12 protein-coding genes are annotated in these 17,643 nt (G+C 45.8%); 6 read left to right on the forward strand and 6 right to left on the reverse strand.

All coding sequences use genetic code 11. The annotated features are described in order from the left end of the window. Positions 1 to 13: 13 nt before the first annotated feature. On the reverse strand, positions 14 to 1,384 hold the full coding sequence (locus HXW94_RS06855) for a GumC family protein (protein ID WP_178366155.1): 1,371 nt from the start codon (positions 1,382 to 1,384) through the stop codon (positions 14 to 16). Positions 1,385 to 1,436: 52 nt separating this feature from the next. Then, a complete protein-coding gene (locus tag HXW94_RS06860; protein ID WP_178366156.1) occupies positions 1,437 to 2,486 on the reverse strand; it encodes a polysaccharide biosynthesis/export family protein in 1,050 nt (349 codons plus the stop codon). 223 nt (positions 2,487 to 2,709) lie between these two features. Here HXW94_RS06860 and HXW94_RS06865 point away from each other — a divergent pair, with 223 nt between their 5' ends. Continuing rightward, a complete protein-coding gene (locus HXW94_RS06865) occupies positions 2,710 to 3,534 on the forward strand; it encodes a CpsD/CapB family tyrosine-protein kinase (protein ID WP_178366157.1) in 825 nt (274 codons plus the stop codon). Between the two features lie 158 nt (positions 3,535 to 3,692). On the opposite strand, the gene HXW94_RS06870 is transcribed toward HXW94_RS06865, so the two are convergent. Next, positions 3,693 to 4,757 (reverse strand): sugar transferase, encoded by a 1,065-nt coding sequence (locus HXW94_RS06870; protein WP_218576604.1) that lies wholly within the window; start codon positions 4,755 to 4,757, stop codon positions 3,693 to 3,695. A gap of 24 nt (positions 4,758 to 4,781) precedes the next feature. Then, the gene (locus tag HXW94_RS06875) at positions 4,782 to 5,471 is read right to left on the reverse strand and encodes a nucleotidyl cyclase domain-containing protein (protein WP_178366159.1); all 690 of its coding nucleotides are present in this window, start codon (positions 5,469 to 5,471) and stop codon (positions 4,782 to 4,784) included. 253 nt (positions 5,472 to 5,724) lie between these two features. Between HXW94_RS06875 and HXW94_RS06880 the strand changes: the two genes are divergently transcribed. Genes HXW94_RS06880 through HXW94_RS06895 form a run of 4 tightly spaced genes read left to right on the forward strand, consistent with a single transcriptional unit; the run spans position 5,725 to position 10,473 of the window. After that, positions 5,725 to 7,185: a lipopolysaccharide biosynthesis protein gene (locus HXW94_RS06880; RefSeq protein WP_178366160.1), complete on the forward strand. Its 1,461-nt coding sequence runs from the start codon at positions 5,725 to 5,727 to the stop codon at positions 7,183 to 7,185. Positions 7,186 to 7,197: 12 nt separating this feature from the next. Continuing rightward, positions 7,198 to 8,298: a phosphoenolpyruvate carboxykinase (ATP) gene (locus HXW94_RS06885; RefSeq protein ID WP_218576605.1), complete on the forward strand. Its 1,101-nt coding sequence runs from the start codon at positions 7,198 to 7,200 to the stop codon at positions 8,296 to 8,298. Continuing rightward, positions 8,286 to 9,224 carry a glycosyltransferase family 2 protein gene (locus HXW94_RS06890; protein WP_178366162.1) on the forward strand — a complete coding sequence of 313 codons (939 nt, stop codon included), beginning with the start codon at positions 8,286 to 8,288 and terminating at the stop codon, positions 9,222 to 9,224. The genes HXW94_RS06885 and HXW94_RS06890 overlap by 13 nt, the downstream gene beginning before the upstream one ends. 4 nt (positions 9,225 to 9,228) lie before the next feature. Next, the gene (locus HXW94_RS06895) at positions 9,229 to 10,473 is read left to right on the forward strand and encodes a fibronectin type III domain-containing protein (RefSeq protein ID WP_178366163.1); all 1,245 of its coding nucleotides are present in this window, start codon (positions 9,229 to 9,231) and stop codon (positions 10,471 to 10,473) included. On the opposite strand, the gene HXW94_RS06900 is transcribed toward HXW94_RS06895, so the two are convergent. Next, a complete protein-coding gene (locus HXW94_RS06900) occupies positions 10,467 to 11,792 on the reverse strand; it encodes an alpha/beta hydrolase (protein WP_218576606.1) in 1,326 nt (441 codons plus the stop codon). The two genes, HXW94_RS06895 and HXW94_RS06900, sit on opposite strands and share 7 nt — an antisense overlap. A 309-nt stretch (positions 11,793 to 12,101) precedes the next feature. After that, complete coding sequence (locus HXW94_RS06905; protein WP_246293775.1) at positions 12,102 to 14,861, reverse strand: EAL domain-containing protein; 2,760 nt, start codon at positions 14,859 to 14,861, stop codon at positions 12,102 to 12,104. A 256-nt stretch (positions 14,862 to 15,117) separates the two neighbouring features. Here HXW94_RS06905 and ptsP point away from each other — a divergent pair, with 256 nt between their 5' ends. Continuing rightward, positions 15,118 to 17,397, forward strand: a complete 2,280-nt coding sequence (ptsP, locus tag HXW94_RS06910; RefSeq protein ID WP_178366164.1) for a phosphoenolpyruvate--protein phosphotransferase — start codon at positions 15,118 to 15,120, stop codon at positions 17,395 to 17,397. Positions 17,398 to 17,643 lie beyond the last annotated feature (246 nt).

A 17,643-nucleotide genomic window follows, 5' to 3' on the forward strand; every position in this document is an offset into this window, starting at 1 on the left:
CTCCCGGATCACTTTAATTTTTCAGGATGGAAAATAGCGTGGGTTTACCCAGAAACTGGTGGATATCTTCCGGACGCTTGATTCTCTGATCAAAATACTCAAATAAAAAGCTGAGGGAAACGCCGGTGATAAGACCAACCATGATACCGACAGGAATCAGGGTTCTTTTATTTGGAAAGACAGGGGTTCCTGAAAAAAAAGGTTTGCTTGAAATACTTACAAGGGAAAGGGCGTTGGTATCGGATGCTCTTTGAATTATGGTCTCTTCCCACCGCCTCATGAGGGTCTTATAAGAACTGTGCATCAAGTCCAGCTCATTTTTGACCCGTTGATATGACATGGATATGATATGCAGATCAATATTCCTGGCATCGATTTGTGCCACTCTGGACGCCATGGAAGCCACTTTTTCTTTAAGGATCAGGGCTTGATTTTCCTGTTCAGAAAGATACGTCGTTACTTCCGCCTTGAGGACAGCGTAGGTATTTTGAATCTGTTCCTCAATACGAAAGACTTTGGTACTTTCGGGATGAAATTTTCTTAACAGTTCTCCTTTTTCAATCACCAAGCCCTGGAGTTTGTCTGCAAAGCTGGTGATGGAGAGGTTGTCAATAAAAGTAAAAAACTGGATATTCTTATTCTCCAGGGCCGCTTTCAGATTGCTCACTTCCCGTTGTTTCTGGATCAGCTTAGACTTATCCTGGTTAAGGTGCTGGACGAGATCCTGTTTGATCATGAGGTTGTTTTCGATTTCCTGAAAAGGATCGGGGGTTTCATATTTTGAAACCAAATTGTTCAGTTCGCGCTCTAAAGTGAGGATCTTTTTTTTGTATACATTTACTTGATCATTAAAAAATGGATCTGCCTGGCTGGGGGTGTATATTTGAGATCGATAGGCCAGATACTGTTCAAGATGATTTTCAAGGATGATCCGTCCTTGATGGGGTGATTTCGTTTTTAATATGATATGAATGACATTGGAGTTCGGTATAATTTCCGATTCGAGATTTCCTTTGATATTTTTCACCATTTGAAATTTGCCGTTCTCATCAAGATTCATCTCACGGAATACCGCTTCATTGGCTACCAGGTGATCCACAGTATTTCTGATAACGTCGTGGGCGGTGAGCAGTTCGATTTCAGAGTTAAGATCTTCTTTGTTGAGTTCAGATACTTTTGACGGCGTTGACTCAAGGGAATCCAGATTTTTTTCCACACGTTTACCCCTTACCAGAATATGGCTTACAATCGCATACGTCGGTGGAATAAAATAGGTAATCAACACCGCGGCAAGGGATATAAAAAGAGTAATTGCAATGATCATTTTTTTTCTAATGAAAAGAAAAGTGGTCAACTCAAATAGATAATCTTCGTATAATTTCATTGGTGTTTTTTATCCCAAAAGAGTTATGCGCGCCAGATAATCAAAGTGATAATTAGTCATCCGGTCCTAAAATCGGTGGTTTATATATGGTTCCGTCAAGACCGATACTCCATCCTCTGAAGAACAAAATGTCGGCGATTTCCCGATGCGCCTCGGCCAGGGCAGACCGTTGATTCTTGGGAACAAATACAATATCATCCGGTTTCAGATAGAAAAAAGTCGACGCATCATCCGGATACAAGGTATCCTGGACATTGACGGCATTGGCGACCAGTTTATTTTTTAAACGTCTGAACACAATAACTTCTTCAAGCTTGCTGCTGGACTTGAACCCTCCCCCCATGGCCAAGGCCTGCATGATTGAAATTGGTTTCATGACGTTGTAAGTACCAGGCGTGTTGACTTCTCCCATAATATAAATCACGGATCCTGAATGCTTTTCTAAAAAGAGATCGACATGCAGACCGGGCAGGACACTGTCATACAGCTTATTGAGGGTCTCTTTAACTTCGGGAAATGTTTTATGTGCCACAAAAATATCACCGAGAAGGGGAAACGTCGTATATCCATCCGGCCTGACCATAACAAGACGACTTAACCCCCTTGGCGCGGTATGGAGATCTTTTTTCAGCTCTTTGATTCTTGACCGAAATTCCGGAACCGTTACGTAAATGAGTGGGTCTCTTAAAATTTTACTGTATCGCTGAGTCAGGTATTCGGTAAGCGCTATAACCGTTTTGTTCACCACATAGACTTCGCCGAGATAGGGAAGAGAAATTTTACCGTCAGGCTGAATTCGCTGGGTTTCATTGAGCTCCGGAGAATTAACAAATTTAACACTTAATGTATGGTCAATGGCAATTAAGAACTCATTCTTTTCACGCCAGGTCTGAATTTGAAAGAGAACGTCTATAATGTCACCAGGTGCCATTTGATAATGGGGGAACAGGTTATCAGACGTGGGATACGTGTCCGCATCAAAAGAAAAGGTGCTGCTGTCCAACCCAACTTCATGATCTAGTGGTTTATGTCTTCCAGTAGAACAACTGCAAAGTATTATGATGATCAATAGATAAACAACCGAAATAGATTTTTTTTGCATTCGTGTATCCCAACGGCATTGGAATTGCCATGATTTTGTACCATCCGTTATTTAACATATAATCTTTATTTTTGGCATATTACCCGAGCACCAGATAAAAATCAAATTCTCTTATTCGAGAATTCAGGCAGGAACCCAAAACCAATAGCTTGCAAATAAATCCATCTTTATGTATTTCAAACCAACCGTCCTTTCAAACGACATGAAATAAAGGAATGTATTGATGGAAATTATCAACAGTCTGTTGTCTTTAGATCCAAAAATAAGTGCTGTGTTGGGAATCTTTGTCTTATCTGCGTCTATCTTTTTTGTGATGCGGAAAATCAGGCGAAAAGAAAATTTAGAAATATCTCGTAAAAATTTTTTGATAGACGACGCATCATTACCAAGTTTGTCACAAAAAGATGAGGACAGACTGTTTTCAAACTTGGGCGACTTGTCTATGGTCGAAAGTAATCTATTTTGTAATCGTCCAAATAAAGAGGATTACAGAACAATTTATGTATCCAGCTGTTTTAATGGAGAGGGAAAGACGATCAGTGCCGTTAGTATGGCATTTGCGTTAACCATCAACCAGGGTTCTAACGTGTTGCTTATAGATGGCAACCCTCGGTCTCCCGGCCTGCATAAACTATTCAAGATCAATTCGTCCCCCGGTTTGATTGACCTTCTTAAAGACCCTGAAACCATCAATGATGTCGCCCGAGAAACACGATATAAAAATTTACATGTAATCCCTTTCGGGCACCACTCTTCCGGGCGCCCCAATCTTATCAAAGACAATCAAATTCAAAACATGAACCAGCATCTTCTCGATCAGTTTGACTATGTTGTATTTGATGGGAATTCCTTGATCGGATCTTCAGATTCCATCATGGTTGCCGGTAATTTCGATACAGTTGCCGTTGTCGTCCAGGCGGAACTGAGCAAATGGAATATTGTCAAATCCGTTATTGATCGATTGGAAAACGCCGATGTACCGGTGGTCGGGGTAATTTTGAATAAAAGAAAAAGATACATTCCCCAGTTTCTGTATAACCGCATTTAAGGCCGGTATAAAAGATTTCGGCCTTGGTCATATTTTAGGCCATACGGATTTCCGGTAGGTTGGGTTGAGGAACGAAACCCAACGCCGATAAGTTGTTGGGTTTCATTTCGTTCAACCCAACCTACGCTGTGGCCGATGTTATGACCAAGCCCAAAATTTCAATATGCGCCTTTGCCATGGAAAACGGCAGACAGTGTCTGCCACATCACTTTCAGATCCAAACGCCAGCTTTGGCGTTCAATGTAATCGATATCCATCTCAGCACGTTCAATAAAATCGACATCACTGCGTCCACTGACTTGCCATAACCCTGTAAGCCCCGGGCGCACTTCAAGTCTTTCGGTTTGCCAGAGTTTATACGTTTCTGCTTTAAACGAGGTTGGACGAGGCCCGACGAAACTCATATCCCCAATGAGAATATTGATGAGCTGTGGAAGTTCATCAAGGCTTGTTTTCCTGAGCATTCGACCCACTTTTGTCATTCGAGGATCATTGGTGATTTTAAAATCCGGCCAAGTCAATTCATTCAGGTGTTCATATTTCAATTTCAACTCGTCTGCGTTCTCCAGCATCGTGCGGAATTTTAACATCTTGAATCGTTTTCCGTTTAATCCGGTTCGTTCTTGAAAAAACATGACCGGACCCGGCGAATCAATCCGTATCGCGATGACAATGCCGATCATCACCGGAAGTGCAAAGGGAAGTTGAACCAGAGCAAAAAAGAAGTCAAAAACTCGCTTTGTTATTTGAAACCAACGCCTGAAAATACCACTTTTATAGTGCGGAAGCATTATGGGGACCTTGATGGTACGCTTGGGGATATATCGTTCAGCGTCAGAGCTATGGCGGTATCTTCGAAGATGAATGCTGATACGCAAAAGAAGCTCTTCCTGACTAAATGGTTTAATGACAATATCATCAGCACCCGCTTCAACCCCTTTTCTTTTATCTTCCATTGTTGCGCGGGAAGGCATTAACAAAATGGGAAGGTAGAGAAAACGATCAAAGTGTCTTATCGTACTCACTGTTTTAAAGCCATCCATTTCAGGTATGTCGACATCAATCAGAATAATATTGGGAACCCACTCTGAAATGACTTCAAGGGCTTCAGACGCATTGGATACACTTCTGGTCGTGTATCCCTCAGCGTTAACCGTTTTTTCTATCCATTCCTGTTGTGAGGTATCGGCAATAACAATTAAAATCCTGCCCTTTTTGATCATTTTAGTATTCATATCTGTTGTATTTTAGCTTTGAAAAAAGAGTTCGCTATTGGTCTCAGGCATTTTTTTTTCGAGGTCTGCGCTTGCCAGATCAAGCAGACCATTCAGGGTAACAGAATGGTCCGGAAAACTGGAGAGGCCGAAATCCAAATTGATTTTTAAATTGACGTGTGCCTTTTTGGTTAATGAATCGAGTACTGCATATGCATCTTTTTCACTTGTTTCTGGTAACAGGACAATCAATTCATTGTTTTTGATAACGATCAAGTCGGTATCTCTCAACTCGTCCGAAAACAGTTTTGCAACCTTGGCCTGTGCATATCGATCAACAAATGCTCTTTGCATTTCTTTAAGTAATTCAGTCGGTTGATATTGTCCGGGGTCAACCTTGGGGCGCACCTTAATTAGTGAAAGCGGGTGTTGAAATCGCCTGCACCGTTTGACTTCTCTATACATATCTTCAGTATCTTCGGAGTCATATAATTTCGGACTCATTCCGATCTGTTGAAATGTCAAATTTTCGATGGTCTCTTCAAATTCATTAAAATTAGCGCTTATTTTTTGCGACAGTTGACAGGTGAAAACCAATGAAAGTATTTCCGTACCCGTCAGGGGTAGGGATTCACCGAACACTTCATATCCCAATAGCGGCTTTAATACCAAATAACCGGCAAAAGAGAATAAACAAAAACCATAACGTTGAAACGTTTTCATCACTCTTGACAAAAAAAGAGTCAGGCAAGACATCAACGGCGTATAAACATACACAAAGCTCGAAAGGTTAACCGCCTCAAAGACGCGCTCAATGTTAAAAAAAATAAAAAACCAGAAGATGAGAAAAGAAATGTATGTTCTTTGACGAAACATGGCAGCCTTTTTTATGTTTAATATTAGTCAATGTCTGTATACGCTCAGGTGTTTATGATAAAATTGAGAATTAATCAATAATTTGTTATTGAGGTGATAATTGGGGAAACGGGAAGCACCTATACTAAAAAACATTATTCACTATTCGGCCAGTCATTATTTCAGACAGTTTTTAAGCATCTTGACTGCGTTTATTCGCCCAAAGCTTCTATCACCTGAGTATTTCGGATTGTGGAACCTCATGAAGACCATCCAAACCTATGCAGCCTATTCTCATATGGGTGCCCGGTCATCCATGCGCTATCAAATCCCTTTTCACCTCGCCCGAAACGAAAAAAAAGAGATCAACCAGATCAAAGGGGCAGCATTTTGGGGTGCATTTTTCATCAATGGGGTGATTGCACTCTTTCTCTTATTTTCTGCTTTTCTGGATCGCTTTGACCTCATTGAACGGATCGGACTTTTATCCTTTGCCTTCATTGTCCTGCTGCAGGGGTATTGTGAATACAAAATCGCTCTTTTAAAATCTTACCAGGCGTTTAAGGGCATCAGCCGAGCCAATTACATTCAATACACCTTGATGTTTTTATCCACGATCTGCTTTATTTGGTTTTGGGGAATTATCGGCGCGTTTTTCAGCCTGATTTTCTCATTGGGAATCATGGCACTCTATTTTAAAATAAAAGCCCCTGAAAATGAAACGTTGAACTTTAACCCCACGATTTTCATCAAGCTGGTTCGCTATGGATTTCCCATTTTGATGTTCAATATCATCACCATTTTGATACGAACATCGGATCGGATTCTCGTCTCATCTCTTATTGGAATGGAAGCGTTGGGACACTATTCCATTGCCATCATGATTTTGGGATTTTTGATGAATGTGCCCGGGGTCTCCAGAGAGATAATTGAACCGAAGATCATGGAGCAAAAAGGGCAACGCGCTTCGGAAATCTGGATGAGAGAATACTTTATTCAACCGGCAATCAATACCGCCTATCTAATGCCCCTTCTCATCGGTGGGGTGTTCTTTTTCTTGCCGTTTTTCATAAAAATGGTCTTACCGGCATATGAGGCAGGTATCGTGCCTGCCCATATTTTGTTGGCCGGCGGCTATTTTTTAGCGCTTTCTTACACGGTGCGGGGCGTTATCGTGGCCATGGATCTTCAGCTTCAAGCGGCATGGGTGATGATGATCGCACTTTTTGTTAATGTTGTTGCCGGCATATTGTTCATCCGGGCCGATTTCGGAATTTCCGGTATCGCTTTGGGAAGCAGTCTCTCATTTGGGGTCTTATGGATTTCTCAATTGATCTTTCTGTGCATGAAAGATCTCATTTTAAAAAATCTTATCGTATCTCATCTGCTGTCGCTTGGACTGCCGTTCCTTGCCATGTTATTATCCATAGAATTGATTCAGTATATCTGTGCAGCCCTGCCCATCACCAATGAATTGATAGCCGCATTGGTGAAGCTGATTTTCTTTTTCGGTATCTGGTTGGCTCTGATGTGGATCAAGAAAGATACGCATACCGTTATGAATCGTTTTAGTGCCAAATAAAAGGGATTCTCCATGCATACAGTCGATTTCTATCTCTATAATTTTATTAAAATTCGGTCCGTTGGAATGCCTTCGGATGTCAATCGCCTCATTTTGGAACAACTCAGGTGCTTTGTTTCCAAATCAAATATGAGTTCAACGCGTTTATCTGAACAACCGGATATCCATATAGAGTGCTGTTCGGATTTGCCGACACTCAATGGTAGAGGCGAACAATTGGGCTCCTCTTTTAACTTTAACGTGATACGATCCTTGAAATCGGATAGGGTCATGGTGATTTTTAATTACAGAGGGGTACCGGATGTCGTGTTGGATTTTACGGCACCCGACGTCCCTGTCCATATTTCGTTCAGACGTAGAAAAGGGATTGCACGACGGGTGTACGGATTGCTTCTTTTTGGGATTATCCAGGCGCTTAAAATGAATCATGATCTCCTGTGCCACGGCGCCGTTCTCCAGAAGGACCAAAAAGGCATACTGATCGCAGGACATCGAGGCATCGGAAAAACAATGATACTGCTCTCTCTACTGAAAGCCGGGTGGGGTTATATCGGGGACGACAAATTTATCCTTTCAGACGGAAAGGCCTATCTTTTTCAGGATTTTATTGTTCTTCGAGATCACCACTTCTCAGCATTACCTTGGTTGACAGGTCGCGATCCTGATTTTGCTCGCTTTGCCAAAAAAGCCAAACTGCAAAAGTACCTTCAATATCAGATACTGAAATGGCTTCCACAAAAAATACTCCCTTCTTTGGATCGCTTTTTGAATCCAGCGATGCGCGTCACACCGGATCGGATATGCAAACAGGCCGTCACGTTAAGTGAGACAACGATTTCAACGGGCATTGTTCTCGGTCAAGGAGATCGTTTTGAAGCAAAGGAAATCTCTCGAAAGGCATTCATTCAAAAATTTGACCTGCTTCAGCAGATGGCGATTCGAGAATACAATGATCTGGAAAAAATGATCTATTATTATTGTCCTAAGCGCCAAATAAATTGGGCACAGGTGTTGGATGACAATATTCACGGCAACCGGTTTATCGACATAACAGTTCCCATGAATGTGGGATTTGACAGTATTGGAAAAAAGGTGGTCCAATGTTTAACGTAACCCTGATTATACCGACCTATAATCGTCCAAAGCTCCTTAACGACTGTATTGAATCAATCCTGATCCAAACCCGGCTACCCGATGAACTGATCGTGGTCGATGACGGAGATCTTGATGAAATCCCCCTTGAATCCCAGTGTACTCAGGCAGGTATCGCCTTGAGATATATCAAAAAAGATGTCCCCGGGCTCACGGAGTCCAGAAATGCCGGCGTCCGGATCGCCACAGGGGATATTATTTTCTTTTTAGATGATGATGTCATCCTGGACCGGGAGTATATCGATCAGATCATGGTGGTATATGAAAATGCCCCGGATGATCGGATCGGAGGGGTGGGCGGTGCCATTACCAATATAAAGCCAATGCATCTTCATAGACGGCTCAGACGATGGGTGGAACGCTTTTTCATAATTTCCGGTTTCCAGGAAGGGCGTGTGTTGCCATCGGGCTACTTTACCGATTTTACGGCATCGATCCCCGGAGGAGAAACGCTTAAAGATGTTGATTTTTTGTCCGGCGGGGTCATGTCTTTTAAGCGGCAAATTTTTGAGCAATTTCGATTTACCGATCGGTACCGCGCCTACGGGTTGGGGGAAGATAAGGACTTTACTTTTCAGGTCGCCCAGCAGTACCGCCTTGTCTTTAATAAAAAAGCCACGCTGGTTCATTTAGAAGCCATTGAAATGAGACCGGATAAACGGCTGTGGGGTAAAAAGTTTGTACTGGGAAGATATCTGTTTTTCAGAGACCATGTCCTTAAAAATCCATGGCAGTGGATTCTGTTTGCCTACGCCACAACCGGGTATCTCATCATCAGAACTATGATTTTCTATGTATCGTGGCGAAAGGAGAATGCAGAGCACGTCCTGGGCATTTTAGATGGTATTTATGACATTATCAGGCAACGTGTTTTGATCAGGAGGTGAACCCATGAATAGATACAAATCCTGTAACAGTTTTATTTTTTTATGGATCTGCATTTTATGCATTGGACAGCCGCTATTGGCAAAATCTCAAGATACAGAGAACTCAGATGATTATCTTTTTTCAAATCAAGTTCCCTATGCTTCGGACAGTCCATGGAATTTAAAAATCGGTCCAAATCCTGTTTACGATGAAAACAGTGATCTCTATGTAGCGTCACTCCAGGGCGTGTTTGGGTCAGATCCTACGCGTTATACGATGCCGGTATATGAAGTGGATCAACAAACGCCCTTTGTCAAGGTGACGTTGTCTGGTTTTTTTTCCAATGTCACTGAAAATGGAGCGCAGCTTTCTGTCAGCAGACGGGTTGACATCACGGCCCCCATCCCATCCCATGCTCTTCCGGCAAAAGGAAGGGATGCTCAGTTGGTGGTATGGAACATTGAAACCGGTGATGAATGGGGGTTTTGGCGTATTTCAAAAAGCGTAGAGGGGTGGACGGCCCAAAACGGGTACCACTACAATACGTTGTGGCGAGGTGTGCCGCCGACCGGATTCATTAGCCGTGGAGCGGGGGTGCCATACCTCACCGGTTTGATTCGACCATGGGAGATCCGGAAAGGCCGGATTGACCACGCGATTGCTTTGGGGCTGGATTATCCCAACATGCTTCATATTTTTCCCGCCACCAAAAGTGACGGAAAAGGGTTGGAAGAATATTTCCCCGCAGGAACCAGGCTTCAGCTAGACCCCTCATTGACGGATGCCGATTTTGAAGCATGGGGGCTGGATCTGACCGGTCGAATCATTGCCAAAGCCCTTCAACACTATGGTATGATTCTGGTGGATGGCAGTGGACACCCCAAAATCTATGCAGAGTATGAAGGCACGGCAAATTGGAATGGCGTGATCCATAAAAATACGGTTCGAAATATCCCTTATCATGCTTTCCGGGTATTGTCGTTGCAAACCCCTGAAACGCCATTACCGCCGGAAAACGTCCGTGTAGAAAAGACCCATGAAGGAATTTTGATCACTTGGGATGCCTCGCCATTCGCCACCCGTTATCGGATCTGGCGTGCTCAAAAAGGGGAGTTGCCGGTGTTGATCAGGCCATGGATTGAGGTTGAGGCTGAGACTGATTTTGTGGATACTCAAGTGATGTTTGACAATGAATATATTTATGGTGTTGTAGCCGTAAATCACAACGGAATCAGTAAACCGGCAATATCGCAGCAGATCATTTATTGATCATCCAGAGATCTTTGAAGGTCACAGGCCTCATCGGCAAAGCAGATTATGGCCCGCTCCAGTCTCGGGTAATCCGGGTTAAAGGAGCCTCTTCTCCAGTAATCATACCCCAGCTCTTTTTGGGCCGCTTTAGAAGCAATGTCTTTTTCTCCGAAAATGGTTTTGGCTGACCCTTTTTGGCATTTATTGAAATCTTCCATATCCGGCGGGGTATCATAGGCTTTGCATTGGTGATACTTCCCATTAACGCCGTAATGGGGATCTGCCGGGCTCATGGATAGAGCGGTGTGGGCGTAGTTGGCAAACCGGTATGCGGTTCCCTGGAATTCCCGGTCCACCGGACCGGGTTTGACTTCTTTGATGTCTTCACAGGGCGGATCAATATTCCGCCCGGCATGGCGGGAGGCATACCAGATCAAGGCGCGGCGCCGGGCGGTCACCCGGTCACAGAAAAACTGCCGGGCCGCTTGGGCGTCAATGGTTTCATCGTCGGCGCTGACCGCCATGAGTACCGGAACGTCAATGGGCGTTTTGCGTTTCATGATGTTCCTGGTGAGCAGGAAAAATTCGGCACCGGCATTGACGGAAAAGGATTCATATTGGGCCGCGTCTCTTTCTTGAAATGTGGCGAGCCAGTCCTTTACCCGGCGCAGGCAGGGGCAGAGAAAGGCCGCCCAGGTCTTGGCCTTGAGGGCTGTGGAGATCAGGATGAGGCCTTTGATTTTGGGACGTTGGGGGGTATTCTGCAGATGGCGAATTGCAAGGGCCGTGCCGGTGGAAAAACCCACCAGGTAAAGGTCGGAAATCGTCTCCATCTGTTCAAAGCTGCGGACCCCATACTCGGTGATGGCCATCCAGTCCGTATGCCGCATGGTCAGTGAGTCTCCGGCAACCGTACCGTGGCCGGGCAGCAGCACAGCCCGGATGGTGCCGTTGGGATAGGCCTGATGCAGGGAGTCGGCAATATTGCGCATCCGGTAGGGGGAGTGGGTAAGCCCGTGGATAAGAAGAAACCCCTTGCCCTTGCCGGGGCCTGTACTGCTGATTTCCGGGAGGATTTCAAAAGGCCCCCGCATTTTTGCTGCCTGGGCCGCCGTATATCCGCCAAGATAGGGACTGGCTCCATCGGCGAACCGGATGTCACGCAAGATATGTTCAATATTTTTAATGCTTTCCTGAACATATTGACTGAAAGGCAGATCCGGATCCAAAGGGACACCGGCCGGACTGCCGGTTTCTTTGAGGAAAGAAGGTTCCGGAGTGCAGGAAGCAAGGGAAAAAAAGAAAAAAATAAAGACCCCGGTTATCTTAGACCTCAATATATTGGTGCTCCTTAATCCTAAATATGAATCTTTTTAGTTGAGAACTCGCACAAAGACGCCAAGACACAAAGATTTTTATTGGGTTTTATGGTCCTTTGTGTCTTTGAGGCTTTGTGCGAGAATAAAAGCCGTGCTATGTTAATCGCAAATAACCAAATATTCACAGAGGATGCAAGATGAAAAACTATATTACAGTCCAACTGGTGAAATTCATCTGATTGGTGTGGAATTTGACCGAACCCAACGGAACATCATCCGGTTTGAGTGGGAACAATTAAAGCAATCTTAAAGCAATCTCCTGCCAATTCAGGCAATTTTTAATTTACGCCCAAGGTAGGAGAGAAAATCCTCATAGGGCATGGGTTTAGCAAAAAGATAGCCCTGAATCATATCACAGCCTTCTGTGTTAAGGTACGCCATCTGACTTCCGGTTTCCACACCTTCGGCGATGGTTTTCAACGACATCGCCCGGGCCATGGCAAGGGCCGCCCGGACAATGGCTCTGCTGGGCTCATCCTTCTCAATGTCTCGGATCAGGGACGCATCTATTTTCAACGCGGTCAGGGGCAAATTTTTAATGGAGTTCAACGAAGAATATCCGGTGCCGAAATCATCCAGCTCAACCTGCAATCCCATATTACGAAGCGCTTTCATAATATTTCTGGCACGATTTATATCCTGGACAAGACACGTCTCGGTGAGTTCAAATTTTAATCGAGACGGTGAGGCACCGGTATCATCAAACACCTGTTTAACGGTTTCAATGAAATTTTCTTCGGCAAACTGCAAGGCACTGATATTGACAGCCAGGGCAAAATTTTCAGGAAGCTGGTATTTTTCCAGATCCGTGACAATGGTGCAGGCCTGCTTGAGGACCCACGCCCCCAAGGGCAGAATCAAACCCGTGCTTTCGGCCACGGGGATAAAAGTTCCCGGACTGACCGGTGTTCTATTACTGGGCAACCATCTGAGCAGCGCCTCTGCCCCGCACAGCGAACCATTTTTCAACACCTGGGGTTGAAGATATAGACTGAATTCGTCGTTATCCAGGCCGGTTTTAATATCTACGGCCATGGCGCTTCTGGTATTCACAATGGCCTGACGGGCCTGGGAATAAAAACAGATGCGATTACGGCCCAGATCCTTGGCTTCATACATGGCCACATCAGCTCGTTTAAGTATCTCACTTTCATCCCGGTCATTGCCGTAGAAAAGGGCGACCCCCACAGAGGCACTGGTGTGATGGACATGCTGGTCATCTCCCAGAATATAAGGACGGTTCAATTCCAACCTGATTTTTTCCGCCACCGCCACGGCTTTTTCATGGCCTTTTATCTTATCATTGCCCAGGCACTCTAAAAGCACAACAAATTCATCTCCCCCAAGGCGGGCCACGGTATCTGTTTCCCTGACACTTCTGCCAAGACGTGTGCCCACTTCTACGAGCAAGGCATCGCCGGTATCATGCCCCTTGGTATCATTCAGGCTTTTAAAATTATCCAGATCCAACATGATCACGGCACCATAATCCTTTTTCCTGCCGGACAGGGCAACGGCATGGGCGAGTCTGTCCATGAGCATGCGCCGGTTTGCAAGACCGGTCAAGGCGTCATAAAGGGCCAGACGTCGAATCTTGTTTTCGACCTGTCTTCGTTCGGTGATGTCCCAGATATAGCCATACCATAATGTACCACCGTCCATCATGCGCTCCGGTGTCGCATGACCTTCCACCCAGACCTCGCCTTGTTCCGGATGCCAGATTCGAAACTGGGCCTTCCAGGTTTTTAAAGACAGGGCCGACGCATCAATGCTGTCCATGACCATTTGCAGGTCATCTTCATAGACAAGCTGTGACAATGCCTGGACGTCGTTCTGAAGCTCGTCGGCACGGACGCCACAGGTCTGGTACACCCCGCGGCTGACATAGGGCATAAACGCATTCTTGTTGCTGTCAAGTTTATACTGAAAGATAAATCCGGGGATATGCTGGGAAAGTTTATCCAATCGATTTGACAACTCTTTGCGGTCGGTGATGTCATGGATGGCCCCTGAAATTTTAACCACGCTGCCGTCACTGCCCTTCACAGAAGCGGCCTGCTGATATACCAGCCGTTCAGATCCATCCGGCCGGACCACCCGGAACTCCACATTTAAAGCATCCGGATGCCGGGAAAGGGCATTGAACTGATTTCCCACGATGTTTCGATCATCGGGGTGGATAAAATTAAGTATACTCTCCCTGTTCATTTCAACAGTGCCCCTGGGCCTTCCTACAATCTCATAGATTTGATCCGAACAACTTATCGCCCCGGTGGCCGCATTCATTTCCCAGTCCCCAACCAGGGCAAGCCGCTGGGCTTCCAACAGGCGCCGGCGGGTATCGGTCAACTTGGCCACAGAAGCCTGCAGGGAATTCAGCGCCTGACGCACCTGTTTTTCCAACGGCATAAAAATAAAAAAAGCTTCCAGAAGCAGCGCAACCAAGGCGGCCAGCCAGACAATCCCTTCAAATCGCTCTATCTTGAGAATAGAGGTTCGACCGATGTTTTCATATTCGTCGACCGCTGCATCCAGAAGAGGCTCAAGCACATGGGGACCATAATTAACCAGATATATATAGTCAATGGAACCGGGGGATAAACGCGCCATATCGGTTTCATATACTTTTCGGGCCCGTTCCAGGAATCGTTGCAAGGCAGAGTCCAAGCCCACCATCGGGTCTTCGTAAATGGTTTCCAGGGTTTCATTGGTGACTTTGGGAATCCGGGTGTCACTATCGCCTTGCCTTAACGCCTTGTGGGCAGCTTGCATTTTATGGATGGTCAGCCCCACCTGGCTTCGGGCCTGATTGAATTCGGTTTCATCATCAGTGGCAACCATCAGGCTTGCAAAGTAGGCAATACGATTGGTCAGGCCGGCCTGGTGCCCGGCAAGATTAATCAGCTGGGAAAAATCACGCTGTTTTGAAATAAGATGCTGCAAGGTAAAAAACGAAGTTGTCACAAGAATGGCAATCGCACTTAAGCCAAACACATAACGCAGTCGCAGATTTCCAACAATACTCAAAGGTATGCCCTCCAATTATTTTAAACAGGCGCTAAAGCGCAACGCCTGAATGGTCTCAATATCCAAAGTACCTTTTACCATTCATTTATTAGTATAGGGTTAAAAACCGGTGAAAACCGCTTTCAGTTCACCCAAACTGTTTCGGGTTTGTCTTTTTTCGTTGAATCTTGGATTGTTTCAAATTAGATTAGGGATTCGGCATTGTTAATAAATTTGTATTGGGGGGCAGGCGTAACGCCTGAGGATCAACTAAAAAATGAGTAGAAAAGAACCCGACCATCTTAATCTGCTGTTCGACATGGGGGAACTTGCCTCCATCATCACCAGCGGATCGGACATTGAGGCCTTTCTCACCGGTGCCGGCGAACTTGTGGCAAAGCATCTCCGAGCCCATGTCTGTTCCATTTATCTTTTTGATTCCCGTTCCAAAGACCTGGTCCTGAAAGCCACCCGGGGGCTGAAGCCCGAAGCGGTTAATCGAGTCAGGATGCTGCCCGGAGAAGGCCTGGTGGGCCGGTGCTTCTCCCAGGATCAAGTTTTGCGGGTGGGAAACGCAAGAACAAGCCCGGGATTCAAATATTTTGACAATGCCGGAGAAGAGGCATTTAATTCTTTTCTTTGTGTTCCCATCCGACGTGGGGTAGTGAAAATCGGCGTCCTGGTCGTCCAGCACCGGGAGATGGATCATTTTACCCTGCTTGATGAGCGTGCATTAAGAACGGCGGCCACCCAGCTGGCCGGTGCCATTGAAAATGCAAGACTGCTTATGGCCCTGGCGCCTGAACCGGCAGATGCAGACAAAGATGCAGATACGATTTCAAATAAATTTCCTGCATTTATCAAAGGCAAGTCCGACGGATACGGCCTGGCTTCCGGCACAATCCGGCCGTCGAGAAGAAAACGCAAAGCCATTCTGTTTGAAGCGGACACACCCAATATCACTTATTCCCTGGCTGATTTTCAAACCGCTGTGGAAAAAACCATTGATGAATTAAAGGCGCTGCAGGATAAATTTGCCGCAAGTCTACCGGAAAGCGAATCTTTGATATTCACTGCCCATTTCATGATGCTCAAAGACAAAAATTTCACGGGAAAAATGAAAACCCTGATAGAACAGGGCACCTCTCCTGTGTCAGCCATTCAGCAGGTCACCCTGAAATACATAAACGTCTTTTCGGACAATCCCAATGCCTATATGCAGGAAAAAGCCGTGGATGTTGAGGACTTAGGCATACGCCTTTTGTCTCACCTCAAGGCCGTGCACACGCCCAAAGCCCCTGACAGGGGAACCATTTTCGTCACCCAGGATATTTATCCCTCGGACATGATGAAGCTCACCGCTGACGGCATCCGGGGCATTGTGCTGGTAGGCGGCGGCGTGACCTCTCATGTCGCCATCCTTGCCCGATCCCTGTCCATTCCATTGATCATCGCCGACGACCCCCTGTTTCTGGATCTGCCCGATACCACCCGGCTGCTGCTCGATGCCGGTCAGGGAAATATTTACATCAATCCGGATGATAACACCCTTTCCATATTCAAGAGCAAACAGGAGGCTGAGGACCGGGCAAAAAACCGGGAGATGCAGCCTGCCACCTACACCCTTGACAACAGACGCATCCGGTTGCTTGCCAATATCAACCTGCTCAGTGAAATTCACCTGGCACGGGAACTGAAAGCCGAAGGTATAGGCCTTTACCGTACGGAATTCCCGTTTCTGATCCGGTCCGGGTTTCCTTCGGAAGACGAACAATACCTGATTTATAAAGGGTTGTTTGACAAGACAGAACCAGGAACCGTCACCACCGTGCGTACCCTGGATGCCGGCGGAGACAAGGTCATAAAACACACTGATTTTATTCAGGAGGCCAACCCGGCTTTAGGCCTGCGCTCCATTCGCTTTTCCCTGAAGTACCGCCAGATTTTCCGGACCCAGATCAGAGCCGTTCTAAGGGCGGCCCATGGCAAGGAAAAGGTCCGCCTGATGTTTCCATTAATATCCTCCATTGACGAATTTCTGGAGGCAAAACAGGTAATGGCGGAATGTATCCGTCAGATGGAACAGGAGGGGGTGCCCCACAAAAGCGATCCTGAGGTGGGCATAATGATTGAACTGCCGTCAGTGCTTGCCACCATAGATGAATTTGCGCAACTGACGGATTTTTTTTCCATCGGCACCAATGACTTTATCCAGTATATGTTGGGTGCGGACCGGGGCAACAAACTGGTGGCCGACCACTATATCCCTTATCATCCTGCCGTGAACCGCGGCATTGCAAAAATTGTAGCGGCAGCGATCGGACATGGTATTGATGTATCCGTATGCGGAGAGATGGCCCATGATCCCGAACATATCCCCTTTCTGCTTGGCGTGGGCATCACCACCCTCAGCGTGGCCCCCAAATTTCTGCCCAGGGTCCAGGCCGCGGTCATGGAAACAAGTTTTTCCCGGGCAAGCGCGTATGCCCACCGTCTGCTGGCGCAGACCCGGGTTAAGGATGCCGCTGCGGTATTGAAAACCGGGCCCGGGAAATAATGTTAATCAATGAGCAGAATCAAAAAAACAACATGACGACTCATGCAGATAAGGTTTTTCATCATCTTTTTAACTGAGGCTGCTGGTTTCATATAAACATTTATCAAATAACTGAATACCTGTATCGAGACACATTTGTGTGCCAAATTGTTGAGACAAATAAACCTTTGGACAGGTGTGCCATTTTTTTTCAAACCGTTTGAAACACGCATTGGTAAATTAGCGCCCTTTGGGCGGGCTGTTAGG

This window comes from Desulfobacter latus, assembly GCF_013389365.1.
GTDB lineage: Bacteria > Desulfobacterota > Desulfobacteria > Desulfobacterales > Desulfobacteraceae > Desulfobacter > Desulfobacter latus.

Coding starts and splice junctions, on each gene's coding strand:
- ptsP (WP_178366164.1), top strand. CDS start 15,118: ATGAGTAGAAAAGAACCCGACCATCTTAATCTGCTGTTCGACATGGGG.
- HXW94_RS06895 (WP_178366163.1), top strand. CDS start 9,229: ATGAATAGATACAAATCCTGTAACAGTTTTATTTTTTTATGGATCTGC.
- HXW94_RS06855 (WP_178366155.1), bottom strand. CDS start 1,384: ATGAAATTATACGAAGATTATCTATTTGAGTTGACCACTTTTCTTTTC.
- HXW94_RS06870 (WP_218576604.1), bottom strand. CDS start 4,757: ATGATCAAAAAGGGCAGGATTTTAATTGTTATTGCCGATACCTCACAA.
- HXW94_RS06875 (WP_178366159.1), bottom strand. CDS start 5,471: ATGAAAACGTTTCAACGTTATGGTTTTTGTTTATTCTCTTTTGCCGGT.
- HXW94_RS06865 (WP_178366157.1), top strand. CDS start 2,710: ATGGAAATTATCAACAGTCTGTTGTCTTTAGATCCAAAAATAAGTGCT.
- HXW94_RS06860 (WP_178366156.1), bottom strand. CDS start 2,486: ATGCAAAAAAAATCTATTTCGGTTGTTTATCTATTGATCATCATAATA.
- HXW94_RS06885 (WP_218576605.1), top strand. CDS start 7,198: ATGCATACAGTCGATTTCTATCTCTATAATTTTATTAAAATTCGGTCC.
- HXW94_RS06890 (WP_178366162.1), top strand. CDS start 8,286: ATGTTTAACGTAACCCTGATTATACCGACCTATAATCGTCCAAAGCTC.